This is a genomic window from Pseudoalteromonas sp. SG45-2 (genome assembly GCF_014164115.1).
In the GTDB taxonomy this organism is placed as follows: domain Bacteria; phylum Pseudomonadota; class Gammaproteobacteria; order Enterobacterales; family Alteromonadaceae; genus Pseudoalteromonas; species Pseudoalteromonas distincta.
On record NZ_JACJEO010000008.1, the window covers coordinates 148777 to 170610 of the forward strand.

Below are 21834 nucleotides of genomic sequence, written 5' to 3' on the forward strand. Positions count from 1 at the left end.
TTTACTCTTTTATTAATGGCAAGGTTATATTAGCACACAAGCCACCTAGTTCTTTATTTGATAATACTAAACTGCCACCATGCGCAGTAATAGCATTTTTAGCAATCGCCAGCCCTAAACCCGTACCACCACTTACGCGATCCCGCGCATCTGATTGCCTAAAAAAGGGCTCACAAAGCTTGCTCAGTTGATCATCGGGCACACCAGAGCCATCATCACATATTTCTATATAAATGGCATCTGTGTGCTTTAGAGTAATGCTAATTGTATTGTTTGCATATTTAATAGCGTTACGAAGTAGATTTTCAAGCGCACTGGCAATAAGGGTTTCGTCGCAATTAATATTTACGTCTACAGCGCCCACTATATTGAGCTGCTTATTATTTTGTTTTGCTTCAAACTGCGCATCGTTAATAACGTGATCTACAATTATTTGTAATGATTGTTTTTGCAGTGAAAGCGCTTGGCTTTTTGCTTCTAAGCGAGAAACTTGCAGCACGTCGGCAATCATCTTATCAAGTTGGTTTGCTTCTTTTTCTATGCGTAATAAATACGATTGGCTAGTGTCGTTAGCTTGCATTTGCGCAAGACCGGTAGCCATTTTTAAACGCGTAAGGGGCGAGCGTAACTCATGTGATATGTCGGCTAATAAGCGTTTTTGTGAACTAATTAAAAGCTCTAGCTGATTGGCCATGCTGTTAAAGTCTCGCCCAAGTATTCCCAGCTCATCTTTTCGGTTTACAGAAATGTCGGCTCTTGCGCTTAGGTTGCCCGCTGATAGTTTAATAGCTGCTTTTTTAAGACTATTTATAGGGGCTATTAAGTTACGGCTAAATACAAAGCTTAAAATAAGAGAGGCAACAATTGCGATGACTATTTTCATCCAATTAGGCATAAGCTTAAAGCGCATTAATAGCGGCGGTTGATGGTTAATATCTATTTCATAAAGATAAAAACTCCCTTCAGGCACGTTTATGTTAACAGGGCCGAAGGCTTGATATTTTTCAGTGAAAATAATTTGTGGTGACATATTTTGAGTAAAGTTTAATAAACTTAAGTCGATGCTCTCTGGCACCTCTTTACTGCTAAGGGAGTCTTCGCTTTGAGCTGCGCTTAAGTATAAAAGTTTACGCTTTGATAGGCGAGGGTGTACTAATACATCGCTTAGGCTGCGCTTATGTTTAATAGCAGTGCGCTCAATACTTTTGGCGGTATATATTAAGTTTTTTTTCATAGGGCCATAAAGCGGCTCGTTAGTTACCGCGTTAATAGCGGTAATGTTACTTAAAAATATAAGCGCTGCAACGGTGCCGATTATAGTTAACCAAAACCAAATAAATATTTTAAAAAACAGGTAGTGCCCAGGGTGTTTTAACCAAGCAAAGTAAGTGCTTTTATTCGCCTTGGATAAAGACATAACCCGTACCTCTCATTGTTTTAATTCGCTCACCTGGAATATGCTCTGCTATTTTTTTGCGGATATTACTTACATGCATATCGATAGAGCGATCAAAAGAAGCTAAACGCCTACCTAGTACTTCTTCACTAATTTGCTCTTTACTAACCACTTCACCTGCACTTTTACACAATAGCGTGAGTATTTCGTACTCTGTACCAGTAAGCGTTAGTGTAGAGCCGTCTATTGAGGCCTCTCGAGCTGCAAGGTTAACAGTAATGCCATTAACGAGTAACTTACTCGTTGTAGCTACATTTAAGCTATTAATGTGCTCTATACGGCGAGTTATCGCTTTTACGCGGGCAAGTAATTCACGATGATTAAAAGGCTTTGGAATGTAATCGTCAGCGCCTAGCTCTAGACCAAAAATACGGTCAAAGTCTTCACCTTTTGCTGTAAGCATTATTACCGGTGTGAGTTTTGTTTGCCTAAGTTGTTTAAGTACTTCAAAACCATCAAGCGTTGGTAACATTACATCTAGCAATATCAGGGCGTAGTCATTTGCTTGTGCTAGTTTAAGGCCTTGTTCACCGTCGTGTACGCTTTGTATTTCAAAGCCTTGGGCAGTTAAATATTCACTTAATAGCTCACAAAGGCCAGTGTCGTCATCAATCATTAATAGTTTCATTTACAAACCCTTAGAGTTGTTTATAGCGTTATTTTACCCGCTAAATAGTGCAAAGGTGAATCTTTACACAACCTTTACACTGCTTTGCGTTACTTTGCGTTGAGTTAGGTATAGTTAACTCACTGGCTTAGCAGCCACAACCACCCAATATTAAGGTAATGATTATGACTAAATTAAACACACTTTCAAAATTAGTACTTATCTGTGGCTTAGCAACAGCAACGCTTGGTGCTGGTAGCGTGTTAGCTAAAGGCGACGGACATAAGCAAGGCCATTCTCAAGCTCGTTTTTTACTTTCTGAGCGCGGCGTTGAAAAATTAAACCTAACAGATGAGCAGCAAACTAAGCTAAAGGCTATTTTTGAAGCGCAAAAAACACAAATGAAAGCACTGCGTGGCGACGATAAAGAAGCCCGTAAAGCGATGCGTGAAGCGCACAAAGCAAAAATGGATGCATTACTTTCGGCTGCGACATTTGACGAAAATGCAGCAAAAGAGCTATTAAATGAACGTCATGCAAAAGGTGAGCAATTTGGTTTAATTAAACTAAAAACACAACACCAAGTAATGCAAGTGCTTAACGCTGAGCAAAAAGAGAAGTTTGCTAAAATGCAAAAGCGTATGAATAAAAAGCACCGTAAACAAAAAAGCTAATTTTACTTTTTTGTAAATACTAAAAAACCAGCGTAATGCTGGTTTTTGTATTTAGGGCATTATGAAGATAAATTATTTAAAAAAGTCATCTTCATTTTTAGCCATCATTGCCTCAATATCTTCTATCATGTCTTGGCTAAACTCTTCAGCCGAGGTAATTGGTGCAGAAATTTTATTATTTTCGAACGACCATTCACCTAAATCAATTAGTTGGCAGCGCTTTGAGCAAAAAGGGCGAAATGGGCTTTGCTCTGACCATTCAACTTTAGTTTTACAGGTTGGGCAGTTTACAACAGTAGGCATAAATTACTCTCTACAAATTTTTGGTGCATATTACATTACTTAGATATGAGTCTCTAGCTATAAGGCTCTGAGCTTAACGCTTAGAGCCTTATATCTTTTACTGTGGGACTTTTAAAAATTGGTTACGCGGTTAATTTCACCAAGGGATGTAAGGCCATCGGCTGCTTTGCGTAAACCTGATAAACGTAAATTATTAAAACCGGCTTTAAGTGATACGTCTGCTATTTCAAGCGAATTACCACCGCGCATAATAATTTGGGCTATTTCAGGAGTAATTTGCATTACTTCGTAAATACCCACACGCCCTTTGTAACCATCAGTACAGCTATCACACCCTTTAGGCATATATAACGTCATTTCTTCAATTTGCTCGGCACTAAAACCTTGGCGAGCAAGTTCTTCACTCGGAAGTTGTTCTGGCGTTTTGCATTTAGGGCACAAGCGACGTGCTAAACGCTGGGCTATAATTAAGCTAATCGAACTTGCTACGTTATAAGCGGGTACACCCATATTTAATAAACGAGTGATTGTTTCCGGCGCTGAGTTTGTATGCAATGTTGATAAAACCAAGTGACCTGTTTGCGCCGCTTTTATTGATATTTCTGCGGTCTCTAAGTCACGTATTTCACCTACCATAACTACATCAGGATCTTGACGTAAAAATGCGCGCAGTGCGTTGGCAAAAGTCATGTCGGCTTTAATATTTATTTGTACTTGGTTTACACCTTCAAGGTTAATCTCAACCGGGTCTTCCGCAGTACTAATATTACGCTCAGGTTGGTTTAATATATTTAAACCTGTGTATAGCGATACTGTTTTACCAGAACCCGTTGGCCCTGTTACAAGTATCATCCCTTGAGGCTGGGCAAGCGCATCCATGTAAAGCTTTTTCTGCTCAGGCTCATAGCCTAATACATCAATGCCTAACATAGCGCTTGATGAATCAAGAATACGCATTACTATTTTTTCGCCCCACAAGGTAGGCATGGTACTTACACGAAAATCGATACTTTTGCGTTCAGTAATTTTTAGCTTTATACGACCATCTTGTGGTTTGCGTTTTTCGGCAATATCGAGTCTCGACATAACCTTAATACGCGCAGAAAGCTTGGTTGCTAATGTATTAGGTGGGCTTGCCACTTCATGCAAAATGCCATCAATACGAAAGCGAATACGGTACTTGTGCTCATACGGTTCAAAATGTAAATCAGAGGCGCCTTTTTTAATGGCATCCATTAAAATTTTGTTGATATATACGATGATAGGCGCATCATCTTTATCGTCATCTTGTGGTGCTGTATCTCTTTGGCTTTCTGAGTCTAAATCAGCAAATTCTTGAAACTCGTCATCAGTTAGATTTAAGCTGCCAGTGGCATCTAGCAACTGCTCAATTTTGTTATCGAGTTGAATATAATCAACAACAACAATTTCGCATGAAAGACCGGTACTAAACTCAAAGTTTTCGAATGCGCCGTAATCTGTTGGGTCTGATGCTGCTATATAAACTTTTCGATCTTTTTGAACAAGCGGCAAAATATGATGTTTACGTATAAGTTTTTCTTTTACGAGATCGGCCGGGATTCTTGTAGGATCAAAGTCTTTTAAATCAAAATAAGGTACGCGAAACAAATCAATGCATTGTTCAGCTAAATCTTTACTATCGATTTTTCCACATTTAGAAATAAGCTCAGCTGTTGAGGCAAATTCATTTTGTTTGTTTTTAACCGTGTCGGCATCAATGCGGCCAAGGGTTATAAATTTTCTCAATAACGGTGAGTTAATATTCATTGCGCACCTGTTTTATTCCTTCAATAGTAAGCAATTTATCAGAAAAAAGAAGGTGATTACATCACCTTTCATTCTTTGTTGTGATTTTACTAACTAAAATACGAGTTTGTGTGAGTTAGGACAGTGTTAATGTGAGTTAGTTTTGTTGTGTAATGCATATTGTAGGTACTTTTTATGAAGATCAACAAGTTCTATATGCACTAGGTTTAAACTACGGACGTTATTTAAAATATCATCCGCTTTTTGCTGTTTATCGGCACGTGACATTTGCGAGGCAATAATACTTTTAACTTGCTCACTACTTGTGTTGTCACGTTTTGCTGTACGCGCTACTTGTACAGAGGTTGGTACGTCAATAAGTAAGGTATGGTCGCAATATTTATCAAGGTTGTTTTCAAACAATAAAGGCGCTACTAAAACAACATAAGGGCTAGTTGCATTATTTAAATCGTTTAGTATTTTTATCCGAATAAGAGGGTGTAGCAACGCATTAAGCCATTCTTTGTCACTGTTGTTAGTGAATATTTTTGCGCGCAATTCTGCTCTATTTAATGTGCCATCAGGCAATAAAATATCTTTGCCAAAGTGTGCTGTAATCGCTTTTAGCCCTTTGCTATTTGGGAGTACGACTTCACGTGCAATTATATCGGCATCAACTATTGTAATCCCAAGCTCTACAAACATGTTACTGATGGCCGTTTTACCACAGCCAATACCGCCTGTTAAGCCTAATACCCAGCTGTTTACTTTAGTTATTTGCTCACTCATTTTAATAACCTATTAAATTAAAATAAGCGCCTTGAATTTGGTTGCCCCAAAGCATAGTGATCCAGCCTGCTATCGCTAAATAAGGGCCAAAAGGGATAGGGGTCGCTTTGTCTTTACCTTGTATGCTCAACAGCGCAATACCTATAATGGCACCTACTACGCTCGAAAGCAGAATAATAGTAAGCAATGACTGCCAGCCAAGTAACGCCCCAAATACAGCAAGCAACTTAAAATCGCCATAACCCATGCCTTCTTTACCGGTTAATAACTTAAATAGCCAAAACACGCTCCATAGACTTAAATAACCACAAGCCGCACCAATAATGGCATCGGTTGGTGTAATTGTGTAACCCATTACCGAGGTAATAAGTGCAAGCCAAACAAGCGGAAGTGTAAGTTGATCTGGCAGCAGCATATGGTCAATATCAATAAAGGTCAGTGCTACTAAAATCCACGTTACAAAAATATATAATAAAGCTTGCTCGGTCGCACCAAAGCTATAGGCAACAATTAAACTTAATAGGGCAGTAATTAGCTCTACAGCAGGGTATCGGGCCGAAATAGGATTACTGCAGCTTGCGCATTTACCTTTAAGTATTAACCAACTAATAATAGGAATATTCTGCCAAGGCTTAATGGCTGTTTTGCATTTAGGGCAGGTAGAGTTGGGTTTTACTAAGTTAAAAGGCTTATTGATATTGGCTTGTTTAGATTTATTAGCTGTAAGCTCATCATCTAGCAATATGCGGCATTCGCTTTGCCACTCACGTTGCATCATCAACGGTAAGCGATAAATAACCACATTTAAAAAACTACCAATACATAAACTAATTAAGCCAATAGTGGTTAAATAAAACCACAACTGGCTTTGCATTACTTCAATAATACTTTGCATTATGTTACCTGAAAACTGTTCTAAAAGATTAAGTGTCTAAAAATTAAGTGAAATTATTATCACAAAGAGAAATAAAAGAGAGTAAATGAGAAGACATTAATAGCTATGCCTTACCAAAAAGTAAGCCCCTCTTTTATTTTCTGTAAATTGTTATTTTTAGTAATTAAATAACAGAGCCAAGTTGGAAAATAGGCAAGTACATCGCAACAATCAAGCCACCAACAAGTACACCCAGTACGGCCATAATAAGTGGCTCAAGTAGGCTTGAAAGGCCATCTACTGCATCATCAACTTCTTGCTCGTAAATAGTCGCTACTTTAGCAAGCATGCCGTCTAGTGAGCCAGATTCTTCACCAATCGCAACCATTTGTATTACCATATCAGGAAATATTTTTGAGTTACGCATTGCCCAGTTCATCTGATTACCTGAGCTCACTTCTACTTTGATATCTAAAATAGCGTAACGATAAACAGCATTACCTGAAGCGCCTGCGGCAGAGTCAAGCGCATCAACCAGCGGCACACCTGCAGCAAATGTAGTCGAAAGAGTTCGTGCATAGCGAGCAACTGCTGCTTTATTTAAAATCATGCCAATAACAGGCAGTTTAAGTATAGCTCGGTCGGTTGCATCTCTGAGTTTTAAACTTCTAAGCTTGGCTTCTTTAAAAGCGTATCCAAAAGCTACAATAGCGATTAGTATCATCCACCAATATGCTTGCATAAAGTCTGATATGCCAATAACAAACAAAGTGAATGCAGGAAGCTCTGCCCCAAAACCTGCAAATATATCTTGAAACTGCGGCACTACAAATATTAATAGTATTGAGGTTACAATGCCGGCAATTACTAATACTGAAATAGGATAGAACATCGCTTTTTTAATTTTTGATTTTAGCGCTTCGGACTTTTCTTTATATAAAGCAACTCGGTCAAATATTTTATCAAGTGCACCAGATTGCTCGCCAGAGGCTACAAGGTCGCAATATAAATCATCAAAATAACGTGGGTGTTTTCTAAGTGCTGTAGATAACGGTTGACCCGCTTTTACTTCATCAGCAATAGTCTCCATTAATTTGGCTACACTTTTATTGGTCGAGCCAGAGCCAATCATTTCAATGGCCTGTATTAAAGGAACGCCCGCCATCAACATAGTCGCAATTTGGCGAGTAAGTAGTGCTATATCTTTAGGGGTTACCTTTTGAACACTTTGAATACCAAACAGTGGTTTTGCTTTACGCTTCACTTTTGAGGGAGTGATACCTTGCTTTCGAAGCTGAGCTTTTACTAGTGCAATACTATTACCTGTAAGCTCACCTTCAAGTTTCTTCCCTCGTGCACTAACGCCTACCCACTGAAAAGTATCGATGCCTTTATCTTGTTGTTTTTTTGCCATTAAGGGTACCCAGCTGAATTTGGTTTAAACTTCATTATTACAAGCATAACTTAAACAAATGATTCTTGGTAGAAAAGTTGAAGCGCTTTAAAATCGCTGTCCTACGGACCAAAATCTAGGTCCATAAATATAGCCCTTATCTGGGTCAATATTATTATATATGCTTATCGCTTTTTGTAAGTAAAGGTACCATGCAAAAACAAATAAAATGGTTACTAAAGCTTTTAAGTCTTTATTTATTGAAATGCTTTGGCCTCTTTTTTTATCAACTCTACCAAGTAGCAACCCCCACATTATAAATAAGAGTGTTTGCGAAACCGGCATTACATGCACACCAGAAAATAGTGAGTATGTAATACCTATAGCAAAAGAGTAAAAGAGGCTTTCAGTAATGATATCTTTTTTATGTTGCTTTAAATGTGTAATCGCTTTTCTAAAGGTTGTAAAAACAACTGTTAAAATACATATAAGGGCGATTAGTCCCCACTCATTTAAAATTTCAATTAATGAATTATGAGGGTGACTAAAAGGAGCTGAACTTCCAAGTGACATTTCAAACACTCCAGGACCATTGCCGATAAATAAATGTTTTAAAGATAGGTTAGAAAGAGTATTAAGCCATAAATCAATACGGCCCGAGGTGGATGTGCGTAGTATTTCGGCCCCCCCTTTATTTAATGAGTCCAGAGCATAAAAAGCAATGCTACTTAAAACAAAGCAAGCTAATCCGATAAGTACTTGTTTTTTTAATGTGGTTTTTAAAGTAAGAGCAAAAATAGAGAAAGCTAAAAATGAGAGTAAAGCCCCACGAGCTTGCCCAATAAATATAAGTAATAAGTTTAAAAACAAAATAATAAATACAATGCGCTGTATGCTTTTAAATTTTAGGAGTAACACTAAAAATGGAAGAATAAATACCTGTACTTGGTTAAAAAAGCGAATGTTAATAAAACCTGAGTAGATTATGTAGGGGTTTAAGGGTTGTTGTTCAGATAGCGTAAAAATTATATTAAGTAGACATATTAAAATGAGGCTTGTATGGGTTATCAGTAATGCATAAACAATAAATAAAATAGGTTTTTTATTATTTATAGTACTTACATAATACATGGTGAAAATAAGTAAGCTTATATGAAATGTGTACAGCAGACTAAAACTTTGCTCCACACTCATCAATGCAGATAAGCAACCAAAAAAAATGAAAATTAAGTATAACACACTGCTTTTTTTATTTAGTGAAAGCTTAAAAGTAGGTTTTTTATTACCTAAAAAAGCAGTAAGCACTAGAAGGCTTATACTAAGTAAAAAAGCTATTTGGATGATACGCTGGTGATTATGATAATCGTAGGAAAATATGGGTATTAAAGGTATTAGCGCACACAGAAAAAACAAGCTGATAAGCGATGGTTTTATTATATTTACTATATTCATGAATGCTGATTCTTACGCATTAAAAAAGCGCCAAACAAGGCGCTTTTTAGTAATCAATAAATGATTAAGATTGTGGACAGCTTTTAGGAGCTAAGTCTTTGTCAGCTGCAGCAATACCTGTAGTTGAACATGTCCATGCACCAGTAGCAGCTCTAGCCCAAGTCAACTTAGCATTGGTAATCTGTGATGGTGCGTTAGCAATAGAACAAACAATAGTACCTGCGCCTGCAGACATTGAGGCTGTGATAGTACAGTTTTGAGTAGATGCATTTTTAATTGCTTTGATATCAGCAACTGTTGAAACTGTTTCTCCATTATTCGCTAAAATTTCCATTTCAGTTTTTGCACCTGAAATTTCAGCTAAGCCGGCAGTTAATTTAGATGTTGCTTGGTAATTTGAATATGCTGGCAATGCAATTGCTGCAAGAATACCGATGATTGCTACTACAATCATTAATTCAATTAGGGTGAAACCCTGTTGTTTTTGAGTCATTGTTTTCATGTTTCCTCTCCTAAAGGATAGATTTTTGTAACTTAAATCACTTAAGCGGCAAAATGCCTCACTTAATTTAACTGATTTACTTTACAGTTTTACTTAAAATTAATTTTATTACACTTTAGCTTTAGAGTATGAAACACAAAAGCCGAATGTGAATTCATTATGTTTAGTACTAATTATAAAAGTTTACTAAGTGCACTACATGTTGTAGCAACAAATAGTATAGGCATAAAGTAAGTAGTTTAGTTGCTTTAGTTTTTAATTATGTCTTTAAAAACTAAAGGCACTAGTTATTTATGACTATCTTTTTAAATAAAATAGTACAACAGAATTAGTCTACCATTTTATTTTAGTATTTAGCACGTATCTTCTTATAAAAAAGCGATTTTATTTAACAATTTGTTACAAAGTAAGCCTTTTGGGTTATTTAATGCTTTTTTACTTAACTTGTCAATTAATTAGCGGTATTAATTACCCATTATTGCTTCATAATTGTTCAAAGCGCATCGATAAATCGATTGATTGTAAGTTTTTTGTTAATGCCCCGCTTGATATAAAATCGACACCTGCTTGTGAATAAATTTTGAGCGTTTCTAGGGTCATATTGCCTGAAACCTCTAGTTTTGCGCGCTTATTGGTTAAAATTACAGCTTGCTTAATTTGCTCTACGCTAAAGTTGTCTAGCATAATTATGTCGGCGCCAGCTTCAATTGCTTGCTTAAGTTCTGGGAGTGATTCTACTTCTACTTCGACAGGTTTGTTTGGGTGATTTTGTTTAGCTTGAGCAACGGCTTTGTTTATTGTGCCACAAGCCGCTATATGATTTTCTTTAATTAAAAATGCGTCAAATAAACCAATACGATGATTTGCACCGCCGCCACATTTTACTGCGTATTTTTGAAGTGCTCTAAGGCCTGGTATGGTTTTGCGTGTATCGAGTAGTTGCGTTGTTGTGCCGCTTAGCTCTTTTACATAATGTGCTGTAGTAGTGGCTGTACCCGATAACGTTTGTACAAAGTTAAGTGCAGTACGCTCGGCAGTTAATATTGAACGCGCTGAACCAGTGGCTGTAAATAATGTGCTGTTTGCTTTAACTGCGTCGCCATCATTAATAAGTACATTAACCTTAACGCTTGGGTCTACTTGTTTAAATACTTCAAGGATGATGTCTTTTCCGCAAAAAATACAGTCTTCGCGGGTGATTACTTTGGCGTTTGCTTGCTCATTTTGAGGGATCAATTGCGCGGTAATATCGCCTTCTTGTGCTGTTTGATAATTTAAATCTTCGTCAAGTGCTAGAGTAACAAGCTGAGTAATAAGAGTGTGCGAAATAGACATGGAATGCTCATAAGCGTTAATAAATTAGGCAAATTTTACTATGTTTATAAAAGAAAGAGAAGCGATTGCCTTTTCACCAATATAAAGATAAGTGCTTATAGTAAATTAGTATCTACGTGTGGGTTTGTATTACCTGTAGATGAGGTTTTATACCTCGCTTTTAATTTCAAAAGTTACGTTACATGAGCGGACGTAAATTAGCACCTACGTGTGGGGTTGAATTATTTGCAGGTAGGGTTTATACCTGTTTGTTACTATCATTGTTTTAATAAATCCTTTAGCATCAGTGCTATGTATATCTTGATATTTATATAATAAACGTATCATGAAAATAGATTTAGACGGTGTTTTAAGTACTGTAGCGCAGCGGCCTTGTTCGCATTTTGATGAGCGCCCTGATGAGGCTGATATTTCTTTACTGGTTATTCACAATATATCTTTGCCAGCAGGGCAGTTTGGTACACCTTTTGTTGATGAGTTATTTATGGGTAGCATTGATTGTAATGCTCACTCGAGTTTTAGTGACTTAAAAAATTTACGTGTGTCGGCCCATTGCTTTATAAAGCGCACCGGTGAGGTTATACAATACGTGCCTTTTGAAAAACGTGCTTGGCATGCCGGGCAATCTGAGTTTGAGGGCGTATCTGCTTGTAATAACTTTAGCATTGGGATTGAGCTTGAAGGTACCGACACCACGCCATACTCTTTAGCGCAATACGAAGTATTAGCTACACTTAGTAAATCTATAATACAACGCTATCCAAAAATTACCCCTTCGCGTATTGTTGGGCATTGCGATATTGCCCCGGGACGTAAAACCGATCCTGGCAGTAGCTTTAATTGGCCATTGTTTTTTAATATGCTTGAACAACTAAGTTAAGAGAGTTATTCCCATGATTTTAGTTTCTATAATAATTGCATTAATTCTGGAGCGTTTAGGGGCTCGGTCTAATTACTGGCAGATAAGCTATTACACAAATGGTTATTTAAATCGCTCTAATAAGCTACTAGGTGACAAAGGCTTATTTAGTTCTGCTCCGGGCTTTTTAATTTGGCTGTTACTTCCAGTAATAGCAATAGCGTTTATTTATTGTTTATCTGATTTTGTACTATGGCAGTTAGCTATTAATATTGCTGTGCTTTTGGTTTGCTTTGGTTGTGCCAAGCAGCGTGCTTTATATAAGTCTTACTTAAATGCCTTAACGCGAGATGATGGTACTGCTGCATCTTTATATGCGCTGCAAATAGGTCAAAAGCGTACTGATGATCAAGAGGGTGGCGAAACCTTTGGGCAAACATTGGCATGGGTAAACTTTAGATTTTACTGTGCGGTGATTTTTTGGTTTGTTGTTTTAGGTGCGCCAGGCGCGGTTTTATATGCACTGGTACGTACTTTAGCTGATTTAGTACGAGAAGATCATAAAGTAATATTTGCTAAGCGTTTTAAACTTATACATAAACTACTGTTCTGGCTTGACTGGTTGCCTGCACGCATCACCAGCTTTGGCTATTTAGTAATAGGTAACTTTAATAAAGGCACAAGTTGTTGGCTACGTTACGTGCTTAACTTTAAGTCTCCAAATCGCGAAGTAGTAACATGTACTGCACTTGCTGCAGAGCAAGTTGAAAAGCGCTATTACGGCTGTACCTACGAAGCCACGTGTATGATTAAGCTTGTTAAGCGTAATGTATTATTTTACTTAGTACTTATAGCGTTGCTTACATTATTTGGTGGGCTGTCTTAAGTTAATACTTTTTTAATAAAGTACCTTATGCAATGTAAGGTGCTTTAATCTCTTCCTGCAGTTTTTAAGTACAATGAAATAGAGCTAATATTCTAATTTATTCTGGTCAGACCAATTGTTTTCATCCCAAATACGTTATAACAATTTTTGTAAATTGCGCATTGTTTGATCTTCGTTCAAAATGCGTTACGCTACTTTAATTGCTCAAACTACCTGTAAATTGACAGCTAATAGTGTTTTTGATACCGTATTGAAAATTTTTGGTATGACCAATTTACCTTTTGGGTAAATCATACTACTTAAAGCCCCGTTTTATGGGCTCTTGGTATTTATACAACGCGGACGTTGATTCATGTCTTTAAAGATTAAAGCGGCAAAATTATCTGATGTTATTTTACAGCAACTTGAGAATATGATTCTTGAAGGCTCGTTAGCACCAGGTGAAAAGTTGCCACCAGAGCGTGAACTAGCAAAGCAATTTGAAGTGTCTCGCCCGTCACTGCGTGAGGCAATTCAAAAATTAGAAGCGAAAGGTTTAGTTACGCGTCGCCAAGGTGGCGGCACGTTTGTAAAAAATCAGCTCGAAGAAGGGCTTACTGATCCACTTTTTGATTTGATTAGTAAACACCCTGAGTCGCAGTTTGATTTACTTGAATTTCGTCATGCATTAGAAGGGATTGCTGCTTACTACGCAGCACTGCGCGGGACCAGCAACGATTTTAGCAAAGTAAAACAAAGCTTTGATGAAATTGCCTTAGTTAATGATGATTTACAGCAAAAAGCAAAAGCAATTAATGCATTTCACTTTAGCGTGGCAGAAGCCTCGCACAATGTGGTGTTACTGCATTTAGTTAGAGGTATGAAAGCGCTGCTTGAGCAAAATGTATTGCAAAATTTAACTGTTCTATTAAAAAAGTCAGATATTAGCAGTCAGTTAGCCCAACACAGGCGTTTATTAATGGATGCCGTTATTGACGGTAATCCAGAACAAGCCCGTTTAGCAAGTAATGCGCACTTAGCATTTATCGAAGAAGCACTACTTGAAGCAGGCAAAGAACATTCGCGAATTGAACGTAGTTTAAGACGCACTAAACAAAATTAAGTTAGTACATAACTACTTTGAACACACAAATTAAGTAGCTGTGATATTAAATTAACAATATTCGTATTTTAAACATAAGGAAACCTCCATATGTCTGAAGTCAATAAAATTGACGTAGACGCGCTAGAAACACAAGAGTGGTTACAAGCTCTTGAATCAGTTGTGCGCGAAGAAGGTGTTGAACGAGCTCAGTTTTTACTTGAGCAAGTATTAGAGCAAGCCCGTTTAGACGGCGTTGATATGCCAACGGGTATTACCACGAACTACGTTAATACTATTCCTGTAGATCAAGAGCCTGCTTACCCAGGTGATGTAAATCTTGAACGTCGTATTCGTTCAATTATACGTTGGAACGCGATTATGATCGTTCTACGTGCATCTAAAAAAGATCTCGACTTAGGCGGCCATATGGCGTCTTACCAATCATCTGCTGCTTTTTATGAAGTGTGTTTTAACCACTTCTTTAAAGCACCAAATGATGTAGACGGTGGTGACTTAGTTTATTACCAAGGTCATATTTCTCCAGGTATTTATGCACGAGCATTTGTTGAAGGTCGTTTATCGGCTGCGCAACTAGATAACTTCCGCCAAGAAGTTGATGGCGAAGGCTTACCATCGTACCCACACCCTAAGTTAATGCCTGAGTTTTGGCAGTTCCCTACGGTATCAATGGGCTTAGGTCCTATTTCATCAATTTATCAAGCACGCTTCTTAAAATACTTAGATGGTCGTGGCTTAAAAGACACTAAAAACCAACGTGTATATGCGTTTTTAGGTGATGGTGAAATGGATGAGCCAGAATCACGTGGTGCTATTTCTTTCGCTGCACGTGAAAAACTAGATAATCTTTGTTATTTAATTAACTGTAACTTACAGCGTTTAGACGGCCCAGTTATGGGTAACGGTAAAATTATTCAAGAGTTAGAAGGCTTGTTTAAAGGCGCTGGCTGGAACGTAATTAAACTAGTGTGGGGCAGCGGTTGGGATATTCTGCTTGCTAAAGACACAACAGGTAAATTACTACAATTGATGAACGAAACAATTGATGGCGATTACCAAACATATAAAGCTAAAGATGGCGCATACGTGCGTGAGCATTTCTTTGGTCGCTACCCTGAAACAGCTGCCCTTGTTGCAGATATGACAGATGATGAAATTTTTGCGCTTAAGCGTGGTGGTCATGAGCCATCAAAACTATTTGCTGCATTTAAAAAAGCAGAAGAGACAAAAGGTCGTCCAACTGTAATTCTTGCTAAAACTGTAAAAGGTTACGGCATGGGTGAAGCAGCTGAAGGTAAAAACATTGCGCACCAAGTGAAAAAAATGGACATGTCGCATGTTGCACATTTACGTTCACGCCTTGGTCTTGATGACTTAGTATCTGAAGAGCAATTAAAAGAATTACCATACCTAGAGCTTGAAGAAGGTTCACCTGAGTACAAGTACCTACATGCGCGTCGTGATGAGCTTAAAGGTTACACACCTAAGCGTATTCCACGTTTTAGTGAAAAACTTACGTTGCCAGAAGTAGATGCATTTAAGCCACTACTTGAAGAGCAAAAGCGTGATATATCTACTACTATGGGCTTTGTTCGTGCACTTAATATCTTATTAAAAGATAAAGGCATTGGTAAAAATATCGTACCAATTATTGCAGATGAAGCGCGCACATTTGGTATGGAAGGTTTATTCCGTCAAATCGGTATTTACAACCCGCATGGCCAAAACTACACGCCACAGGATCGTGATATTGTTTCTTACTATAAAGAAGCAACTTCAGGACAAGTATTGCAAGAAGGTATCAATGAGTTAGGTGCTATGTCGTCATGGGTTGCTGCTGCAACTTCATACAGCACTAACGATTTACCAATGATCCCATTTTACATTTACTACTCTATGTTTGGTTTCCAACGTGTTGGCGACATGGCATGGATGGCGGGCGATCAACAAGCACGTGGTTTCTTATTAGGTGCTACAGCGGGTCGTACAACGCTAAATGGTGAAGGCTTACAACACGAAGATGGTCACAGCCACATTCTTGCAAACACGGTTCCTAACTGTGTTTCTTATGACCCAACTTACGCGTTTGAAGTTGCAGTTATTGTACAAGACGGTATTCGTCGTATGTACGGTGACGACCAAGAAAATATTTACTACTACCTAACGCTTATGAACGAAAACTACCATCAGCCAGCTATGCCAGAAGGCGCTGAAGAAGGTATTCGTAAAGGTATTTACAAGCTTGAAAGTTACGAAGGTAAAAAAGCCAACGTACAGCTATTAAGCTCAGGTACTATTATGACTGAAGTGCGCAAAGCTGCTTCAATCTTAAGCGAAGAATATGGTATTGCATCAGATGTTTACTCAGTAACATCTTTCAATGAGCTAACGCGTGATGGTCAAGATGTTGAGCGTTTTAACATGCTTAATCCTGAAAGCGAGCAAAAAACAGCATTTATCACAAGCGTATTAAACGACTCTGTGACTGTTGCAGCAACGGATTACATGAAAAACTACGCAGAACAAGCGCGTTCATTCATTCCAAGCAGCAACTACAAAGTGTTAGGTACAGATGGTTACGGTCGTTCTGATAGCCGTGAAAACCTACGTCGTCACTTTGAAGTTAACGCAAGCTACGTTGTTGTTGCTACGTTATCTGAACTTGCTAAACGCGGTGAAGTTGAGAAGTCAGTAGTTGTTGAAGCACTTAAAAAGTTCAACATCGACACTAACAAACTTAACCCACTGTACGCATAAGAGGTTTGCAATGAGTATTGAAATTAAAGTACCTGATATTGGTGACGACGAAGTAGAAGTAACCGAAATATTAGTAAGCGTTGGCGATAAAGTAGATGTTGACCAATCATTACTAAATGTTGAAGGCGACAAAGCATCAATGGAAATACCTGCTTCTCAAGCGGGGACTGTAAAAGAGATTAAAGTTAACGTTGGCGACACCGTTACAACAGGCTCTTTAGTATTTTTGTTTGAAGGCGAGAGTGAAAGCACTGGTGAAGAAAAAGCATCAGCCGCTGCTCCAGCTAAATCTGAGGAGGCAGCACCAGCTGCTTCTACAGGTTCTTCAATTAAAGAAGTAACTGTACCAGATATTGGCGATGATGAAGTTGAAGTAACTGAAATCATGGTTGCTGTTGGTGACACCGTTGAAGAAGAGCAATCTATCTTAAACGTGGAAGGCGATAAGGCAGCAATGGAAGTTCCAGCTCCATTTGCCGGTACAGTTAAAGAAATTAAAGTAGCCGCTGGCGACACAGTTAAAACTGGCTCGTTAGTGTTTGTTTTTGAAGTAGCAGGAAGTGAATCTGCAGCACCGGCTAAAGAGTCGGCTCCTGTAGAAGCGCCAGCTGATAGTTCAACAGCAAGTTCAGCACCAAGCACTAAAGAAGTTAATGTGCCTGATATTGGTGGCGATGAAGTTGAAGTAACTGAAATTATGGTTGCCGTTGGCGACGAAGTTTCAGAAGATCAATCAATCTTAAACGTTGAAGGCGACAAAGCTGCAATGGAAGTACCAGCTCCATTTGCAGGTACAGTTAAAGAAATTAAAGTAGCCGCTGGCGATAAAGTATCGACTGGTTCATTAATTTTTGTATTTGAAGTTGCAGGCAGTGCGCCAGCGGCATCTGCACCAGCTGAAAAATCAGCACCTGCAGCAGCGGCTAAAACAGAGTCAGCACCGGCTCAAGCGGCACCTGCAAAAGCAAGTAATGAAAGCTTCACAGAAAATAGCGCGTATGCTCATGCATCACCCGTTGTTCGCCGTTTAGCGCGTGAGTTTGGTATTAACCTAGCTAACGTTAAAGGCACTGGACGCAAAGCCCGTATAGTTAAAGAAGACGTGCAAAACTACGTTAAAAACCTAGTTAAGCAAGTTGAATCTGGTCAATTATCTGCAGGCAGTAGCGCAGGTGGTAGTGAGCTTGGTCTTATTCCATGGCCTAAAGTAGATTTTGCTAAATTTGGCGAAATTGAAGAGAAAAAACTGTCTCGCATTCAAAAGCTATCAGGTAAAAACTTACACCGTAACTGGGTACAAATCCCACATGTTACACAGTTTGATGAAGCTGATATCACAAGTCTTGAAGTATTCCGTAAAGAGCAAAATGCACTTAGCGAGAAGAAAAAGCTTGGCGTTAAAATCACACCACTTGTGTTTGTGATGAAAGCAGCGGCTAAAGCACTTGCAGACTTCCCAACATTTAACTCTTCACTGTCTAGCGACGGCGAAAGTTTAATTCTTAAGAAGTACATTAACATTGGTGTTGCTGTTGATACGCCAAATGGTTTAGTAGTGCCAGTGTTTAAAGATGTTGATAAAAAAGGCATTATTGAATTATCACGTGAACTAATGGAAGTATCTGTTAAAGCACGTGACGGTAAGCTTACATCGTCTGATATGCAAGGTGGTTGTTTTACTATCTCTAGCCTTGGCGGTATCGGTGGTACGGCATTTACGCCGATTGTTAATGCGCCAGAAGTTGCTATTTTAGGTGTATCTAAATCTGAAATGAAACCTAAATGGAATGGCAAAGAGTTTGAACCAAAACTAATGGTTCCGCTGTCTATGTCATACGACCATAGGGTTATTGACGGAGCATTAGCTGCACGCTTTACTGTGACTCTTGCAAGTTACATGAGCGATATTCGCCAGTTGGTGATGTAACCAGTTTAGTAAAATTGGTATACGCAATAAAATAAATAGAATCAAATCCCAGCCAGTTGTTTTTAGCTGGGATTTTTACCATTTGCAATGATACAATCTTTGTACGAATTGCATCACTTTGTGCGCTGCTCACTCTTTCTGCCTTGCAGAAACATGGCAGTTAAATTTTAGGGCAGTGTCCCGTTCAAACAATTAAGGTAAAAGCATGAGCAACGAATTAAAAACTCAAGTTGTTGTACTAGGCGGTGGTCCTGGTGGTTATTCTGCGGCTTTCCGTGCTGCTGACTTGGGCTTAGAAGTTACATTAGTAGAATCTCGCGAAACATTAGGTGGCGTATGTCTTAATGTTGGTTGTATTCCTTCTAAAGCACTTTTACACGTAGCTAAAGTGATTGATGACGCAGCAGAAATGTCATCTCACGGTGTTACTTTTGGCGCACCAAAAATCGATCTTGACCAAGTTCGTACTTGGAAAGATTCTGTAGTTGGCCAGTTAACTGGTGGACTAGAAGGCATGGCCAAAATGCGTAAAGTGAAAGTTGTATCTGGATACGGCAAATTCACTGGCAGCAATACTTTAGTAGTTGAAGGCGCAGACGGCGCTACAACTATCACGTTTGATAACGCGATTATTGCAGCAGGTTCTAAACCAGTTAACTTACCTTTCATCCCAGAAGATGACCGTGTAATTGATTCAACTGGCGCACTAGAACTTAAAGACGTACCAGAAAAGCTACTTGTACTTGGTGGTGGTATTATCGGTCTTGAAATGGGTACGGTTTACCGTGCGCTAGGTTCTGCAATTGATGTTGTAGAATTTGCTGATCAATTAGTACCAGCAGCTGATAAAGACATTATCAAAATTTACCAAAAATACGTAAGCAAAAAATTCAACGTAATGCTTTCAACTAAAGTTGTTGGTGTTGAAGCTAAAAAAGACGGCTTATACGTAACGTTTGAAGGTAAAAACGCACCAGCAGAGCCAGTACGTTACGACAAAGTACTTGTTGCAGTTGGCCGTACTCCAAACGGTAACTTACTTGATGCTGAAAAAGCGGGCGTAAACGTTGATGAGCGTGGCTTTATTAATGTTGATAAGCAATTACGTACTAACGTAAGCCATATTTTTGCAATTGGTGACTTAGTTGGACAGCCTATGCTTGCGCATAAAGCGGTTCATGAAGGTCATGTTGCTGCAGAAGTTATTTCTGGTCAGAAGCATTTCTTCGACCCTAAATGTATTCCTTCAATAGCGTACACAGACCCAGAAATCGCTTGGGTAGGTGTTACTGAGAAAGAAGCAAAAGAGCAAGGCTTAAAAGTTGAAACTGCGGTATTCCCGTGGGCAGCATCTGGTCGTGCAATTGCATCTGCTCGTACTGAAGGTTCTACTAAACTTATCTTTGATAAAGAAAGTGGCCGTATAATCGGTGGTGCTATGATCGGTATTAACGCGGGCGAAATGCTTGGCGAAATCGGTTTAGGTATTGAAATGGGTGCTGATGGTGAAGACTTAGCGCTTACAATTCATGCTCACCCAACATTGAACGAATCAATCGGCCTTGCAGCTGAAATTTTTGAAGGTTCAATCACTGATTTACCAAACAAAAAAGCAGCTAAAAAGAAGTAATTTAACTTTTTAGTATTGGCTTGAAAAACCCAACTTCGGTTGGGTTTTTTTATGTCTATTTTTAACTTAGATAAATATAAGATTAAATAACAAGAAGTCGTTACAATGCGCGCTTAATTAATTGAAGGTAAATACAGTGAAAAACTCAGTTCTAGCATTACGCGCTCAACAAATAAGTGAATCTCGTCGTGAGTTTAATGCTCGAGGCGGTAAATTAGATCGCTGTGAACAATGCCTGATTGCTAAGCACTACTGTATTTGTAAAGGTGTTGAGCATGCAGATTGTAAGGCCGCTGTATGCTTACTGATGTATCATAATGAAAGCTTTAAACCTTCTAATACAGGGCGTTTAATTGCTGAAATAGTGCCAGATAACCACGCATTTAGATGGGATAGAACAGATCCTAACCCCGCTCTTTTAGCTTTAATAAATGATTCGCAGTATCAGCCTATGGTCGTCTTTCCCGCAGAAGATGTAGAAGAGGGCAGAGCCATTACAGAAGTGAGTATTGAATCAGATAAAAAGCCGCTATTTATATTCTTAGATGGTACGTGGCGCGAAGCTAAGAAAATGATTCGTAAAAGCCCTTATTTAGATAACTTGCCTGTACTTTCTGTTACTGCTGATAAACTATCTGATTACCGATTACGTGTAGCCCCTCATGCGCATCAACTAGGCACTGCTGAAGTGGCTATTATGGTATTAGCACTTGCGGGCGAAATGGATGCATCGACAAAATTAGAGCAGCATTTTATTAAGTTTCGTGATGCGTATTTATTGGGTAAGCGCAATAAAGGCCGACCGCTAGAAGGTTAATTTTACGAAGTTAAGCAAATGCTTGCTGATTTTTTAAGTGAGCAAGTGCTTTATTTTGAATTGCTCTGAAGCCTTCTTCAGATGTTAATTGTAAAACAGTATTATACAATTGACTTATACTATTATGCACTTGAATAAACGAGATACAGTCTTCACCAATCATTTCTTTTGCTTCTTCAACTCGTTTTAAAAAGTAGCAGTTAATGTCTATTTTGCCATTAAATTGAGTCGTTGCAATTGCGTCTGCTATTCTATTAAGTTGATAACTAAACTCATCAGGTCGAGCACCTTCACCCCACTTGCTAATACGAATGTCGCGTTCTAACTGAATAATTTCGTTAAGTATATTTTTAAACTCACTCATTGGCATATTTAAAAAGTTATAACCTTTGGGGTTAAATAAAGCTTTATAGGGATTTTCGCTGGGGGTTTGGGCACTAAATACACCAATTGGTTTTGCTGTACTTGCGTCTGATACTTTACATAAAAAGGTATTACTTTGAGATGTTTTAAAATTCATATCCATTGAGTATTTATGATCCTTGCGTTATTTAGTTATCGGCGCAATTAATAAAAAACTTAGCGAAATTTAAAATATTAATAAAGTATTTTAAGGTCTTAGCATTGATTTGCTGTGACGCGATATTACTCAGTAAAGATTAGTGATAGTTGCTCAGTGCTTTACTCACCCAAATTTTAGGCAA

At 38.4% G+C, this 21834-nt stretch carries 19 protein-coding genes; 8 read left to right on the forward strand and 11 right to left on the reverse strand.

Features of this window, described 5'->3' with window-relative positions:
- Position 1: 1 nt before the first annotated feature.
- Together H5116_RS07910 and H5116_RS07915 are read right to left on the reverse strand one after the other, a co-directional pair.
- On the reverse strand, positions 2–1417 hold the full coding sequence (locus tag H5116_RS07910; protein ID WP_182695580.1) for an ATP-binding protein: 1416 nt from the start codon (positions 1415–1417) through the stop codon (positions 2–4).
- Positions 1395–2084, reverse strand: a complete 690-nt coding sequence (locus tag H5116_RS07915; RefSeq protein WP_182715884.1) for a response regulator — start codon at positions 2082–2084, stop codon at positions 1395–1397. The genes H5116_RS07910 and H5116_RS07915 overlap by 23 nt, the downstream gene beginning before the upstream one ends.
- A 164-nt stretch (positions 2085–2248) precedes the next feature.
- Between H5116_RS07915 and H5116_RS07920 the strand changes: the two genes are divergently transcribed.
- Entirely contained in the window at positions 2249–2737 is a 489-nt protein-coding gene (locus tag H5116_RS07920; protein ID WP_002957775.1) for a periplasmic heavy metal sensor, read from the forward strand.
- A gap of 72 nt (positions 2738–2809) precedes the next feature.
- Here H5116_RS07920 and yacG read toward each other — a convergent pair whose 3' ends face one another.
- The 8 genes from yacG to nadC form a co-directional block, all read right to left on the reverse strand.
- Positions 2810–3040 (reverse strand): DNA gyrase inhibitor YacG, encoded by a 231-nt coding sequence (yacG, locus tag H5116_RS07925; RefSeq protein ID WP_002957774.1) that lies wholly within the window; start codon positions 3038–3040, stop codon positions 2810–2812.
- Between the two features lie 111 nt (positions 3041–3151).
- Positions 3152–4828, reverse strand: coding sequence for a type IV-A pilus assembly ATPase PilB (gene pilB, locus H5116_RS07930; protein ID WP_149603263.1), 1677 nt, complete (start codon positions 4826–4828; stop codon positions 3152–3154).
- A 126-nt stretch (positions 4829–4954) separates the two neighbouring features.
- Complete coding sequence (gene coaE, locus H5116_RS07935; protein WP_182715885.1) at positions 4955–5596, reverse strand: dephospho-CoA kinase; 642 nt, start codon at positions 5594–5596, stop codon at positions 4955–4957.
- A gap of 1 nt (position 5597) precedes the next feature.
- Entirely contained in the window at positions 5598–6491 is an 894-nt protein-coding gene (locus H5116_RS07940) for an A24 family peptidase (protein ID WP_182715886.1), read from the reverse strand.
- Between the two features lie 163 nt (positions 6492–6654).
- Positions 6655–7884: a type II secretion system F family protein gene (locus tag H5116_RS07945; RefSeq protein ID WP_182715887.1), complete on the reverse strand. Its 1230-nt coding sequence runs from the start codon at positions 7882–7884 to the stop codon at positions 6655–6657.
- 87 nt (positions 7885–7971) lie between these two features.
- Positions 7972–9315: an O-antigen ligase gene (locus H5116_RS07950; protein ID WP_182715888.1), complete on the reverse strand. Its 1344-nt coding sequence runs from the start codon at positions 9313–9315 to the stop codon at positions 7972–7974.
- A 64-nt stretch (positions 9316–9379) separates the two neighbouring features.
- A complete protein-coding gene (locus tag H5116_RS07955) occupies positions 9380–9817 on the reverse strand; it encodes a pilin (RefSeq protein ID WP_182715889.1) in 438 nt (145 codons plus the stop codon).
- A gap of 483 nt (positions 9818–10300) precedes the next feature.
- Entirely contained in the window at positions 10301–11152 is an 852-nt protein-coding gene (gene nadC, locus H5116_RS07960; RefSeq protein WP_154903594.1) for a carboxylating nicotinate-nucleotide diphosphorylase, read from the reverse strand.
- 325 nt (positions 11153–11477) lie between these two features.
- On the opposite strand from nadC, the gene ampD reads away from it, so the two are divergent.
- The 7 genes from ampD to H5116_RS07995 all read left to right on the forward strand — a co-directional run bounded on the left by ampD (position 11478) and on the right by H5116_RS07995 (position 21130).
- On the forward strand, positions 11478–12032 hold the full coding sequence (gene ampD, locus H5116_RS07965; RefSeq protein WP_182715890.1) for a 1,6-anhydro-N-acetylmuramyl-L-alanine amidase AmpD: 555 nt from the start codon (positions 11478–11480) through the stop codon (positions 12030–12032).
- Between the two features lie 13 nt (positions 12033–12045).
- Entirely contained in the window at positions 12046–12897 is an 852-nt protein-coding gene (ampE, locus tag H5116_RS07970) for a beta-lactamase regulator AmpE (protein WP_182715891.1), read from the forward strand.
- Positions 12898–13249: 352 nt separating this feature from the next.
- Positions 13250–13999 carry a pyruvate dehydrogenase complex transcriptional repressor PdhR gene (pdhR, locus tag H5116_RS07975; RefSeq protein WP_002957764.1) on the forward strand — a complete coding sequence of 250 codons (750 nt, stop codon included), beginning with the start codon at positions 13250–13252 and terminating at the stop codon, positions 13997–13999.
- A 90-nt stretch (positions 14000–14089) separates the two neighbouring features.
- Positions 14090–16756 carry a pyruvate dehydrogenase (acetyl-transferring), homodimeric type gene (gene aceE / locus H5116_RS07980; protein ID WP_002957763.1) on the forward strand — a complete coding sequence of 889 codons (2667 nt, stop codon included), beginning with the start codon at positions 14090–14092 and terminating at the stop codon, positions 16754–16756.
- Between the two features lie 10 nt (positions 16757–16766).
- On the forward strand, positions 16767–18683 hold the full coding sequence (gene aceF / locus H5116_RS07985) for a pyruvate dehydrogenase complex dihydrolipoyllysine-residue acetyltransferase (protein ID WP_182712064.1): 1917 nt from the start codon (positions 16767–16769) through the stop codon (positions 18681–18683).
- A gap of 205 nt (positions 18684–18888) precedes the next feature.
- Positions 18889–20313 carry a dihydrolipoyl dehydrogenase gene (lpdA, locus tag H5116_RS07990; protein ID WP_182193963.1) on the forward strand — a complete coding sequence of 475 codons (1425 nt, stop codon included), beginning with the start codon at positions 18889–18891 and terminating at the stop codon, positions 20311–20313.
- A gap of 136 nt (positions 20314–20449) precedes the next feature.
- Positions 20450–21130 (forward strand): tRNA-uridine aminocarboxypropyltransferase, encoded by a 681-nt coding sequence (locus H5116_RS07995; RefSeq protein WP_182712065.1) that lies wholly within the window; start codon positions 20450–20452, stop codon positions 21128–21130.
- A gap of 10 nt (positions 21131–21140) precedes the next feature.
- On the opposite strand, the gene H5116_RS08000 is transcribed toward H5116_RS07995, so the two are convergent.
- Positions 21141–21656: a hypothetical protein gene (locus tag H5116_RS08000; protein ID WP_024604547.1), complete on the reverse strand. Its 516-nt coding sequence runs from the start codon at positions 21654–21656 to the stop codon at positions 21141–21143.
- Between the last annotated feature and the right edge of the window lie 178 nt (positions 21657–21834).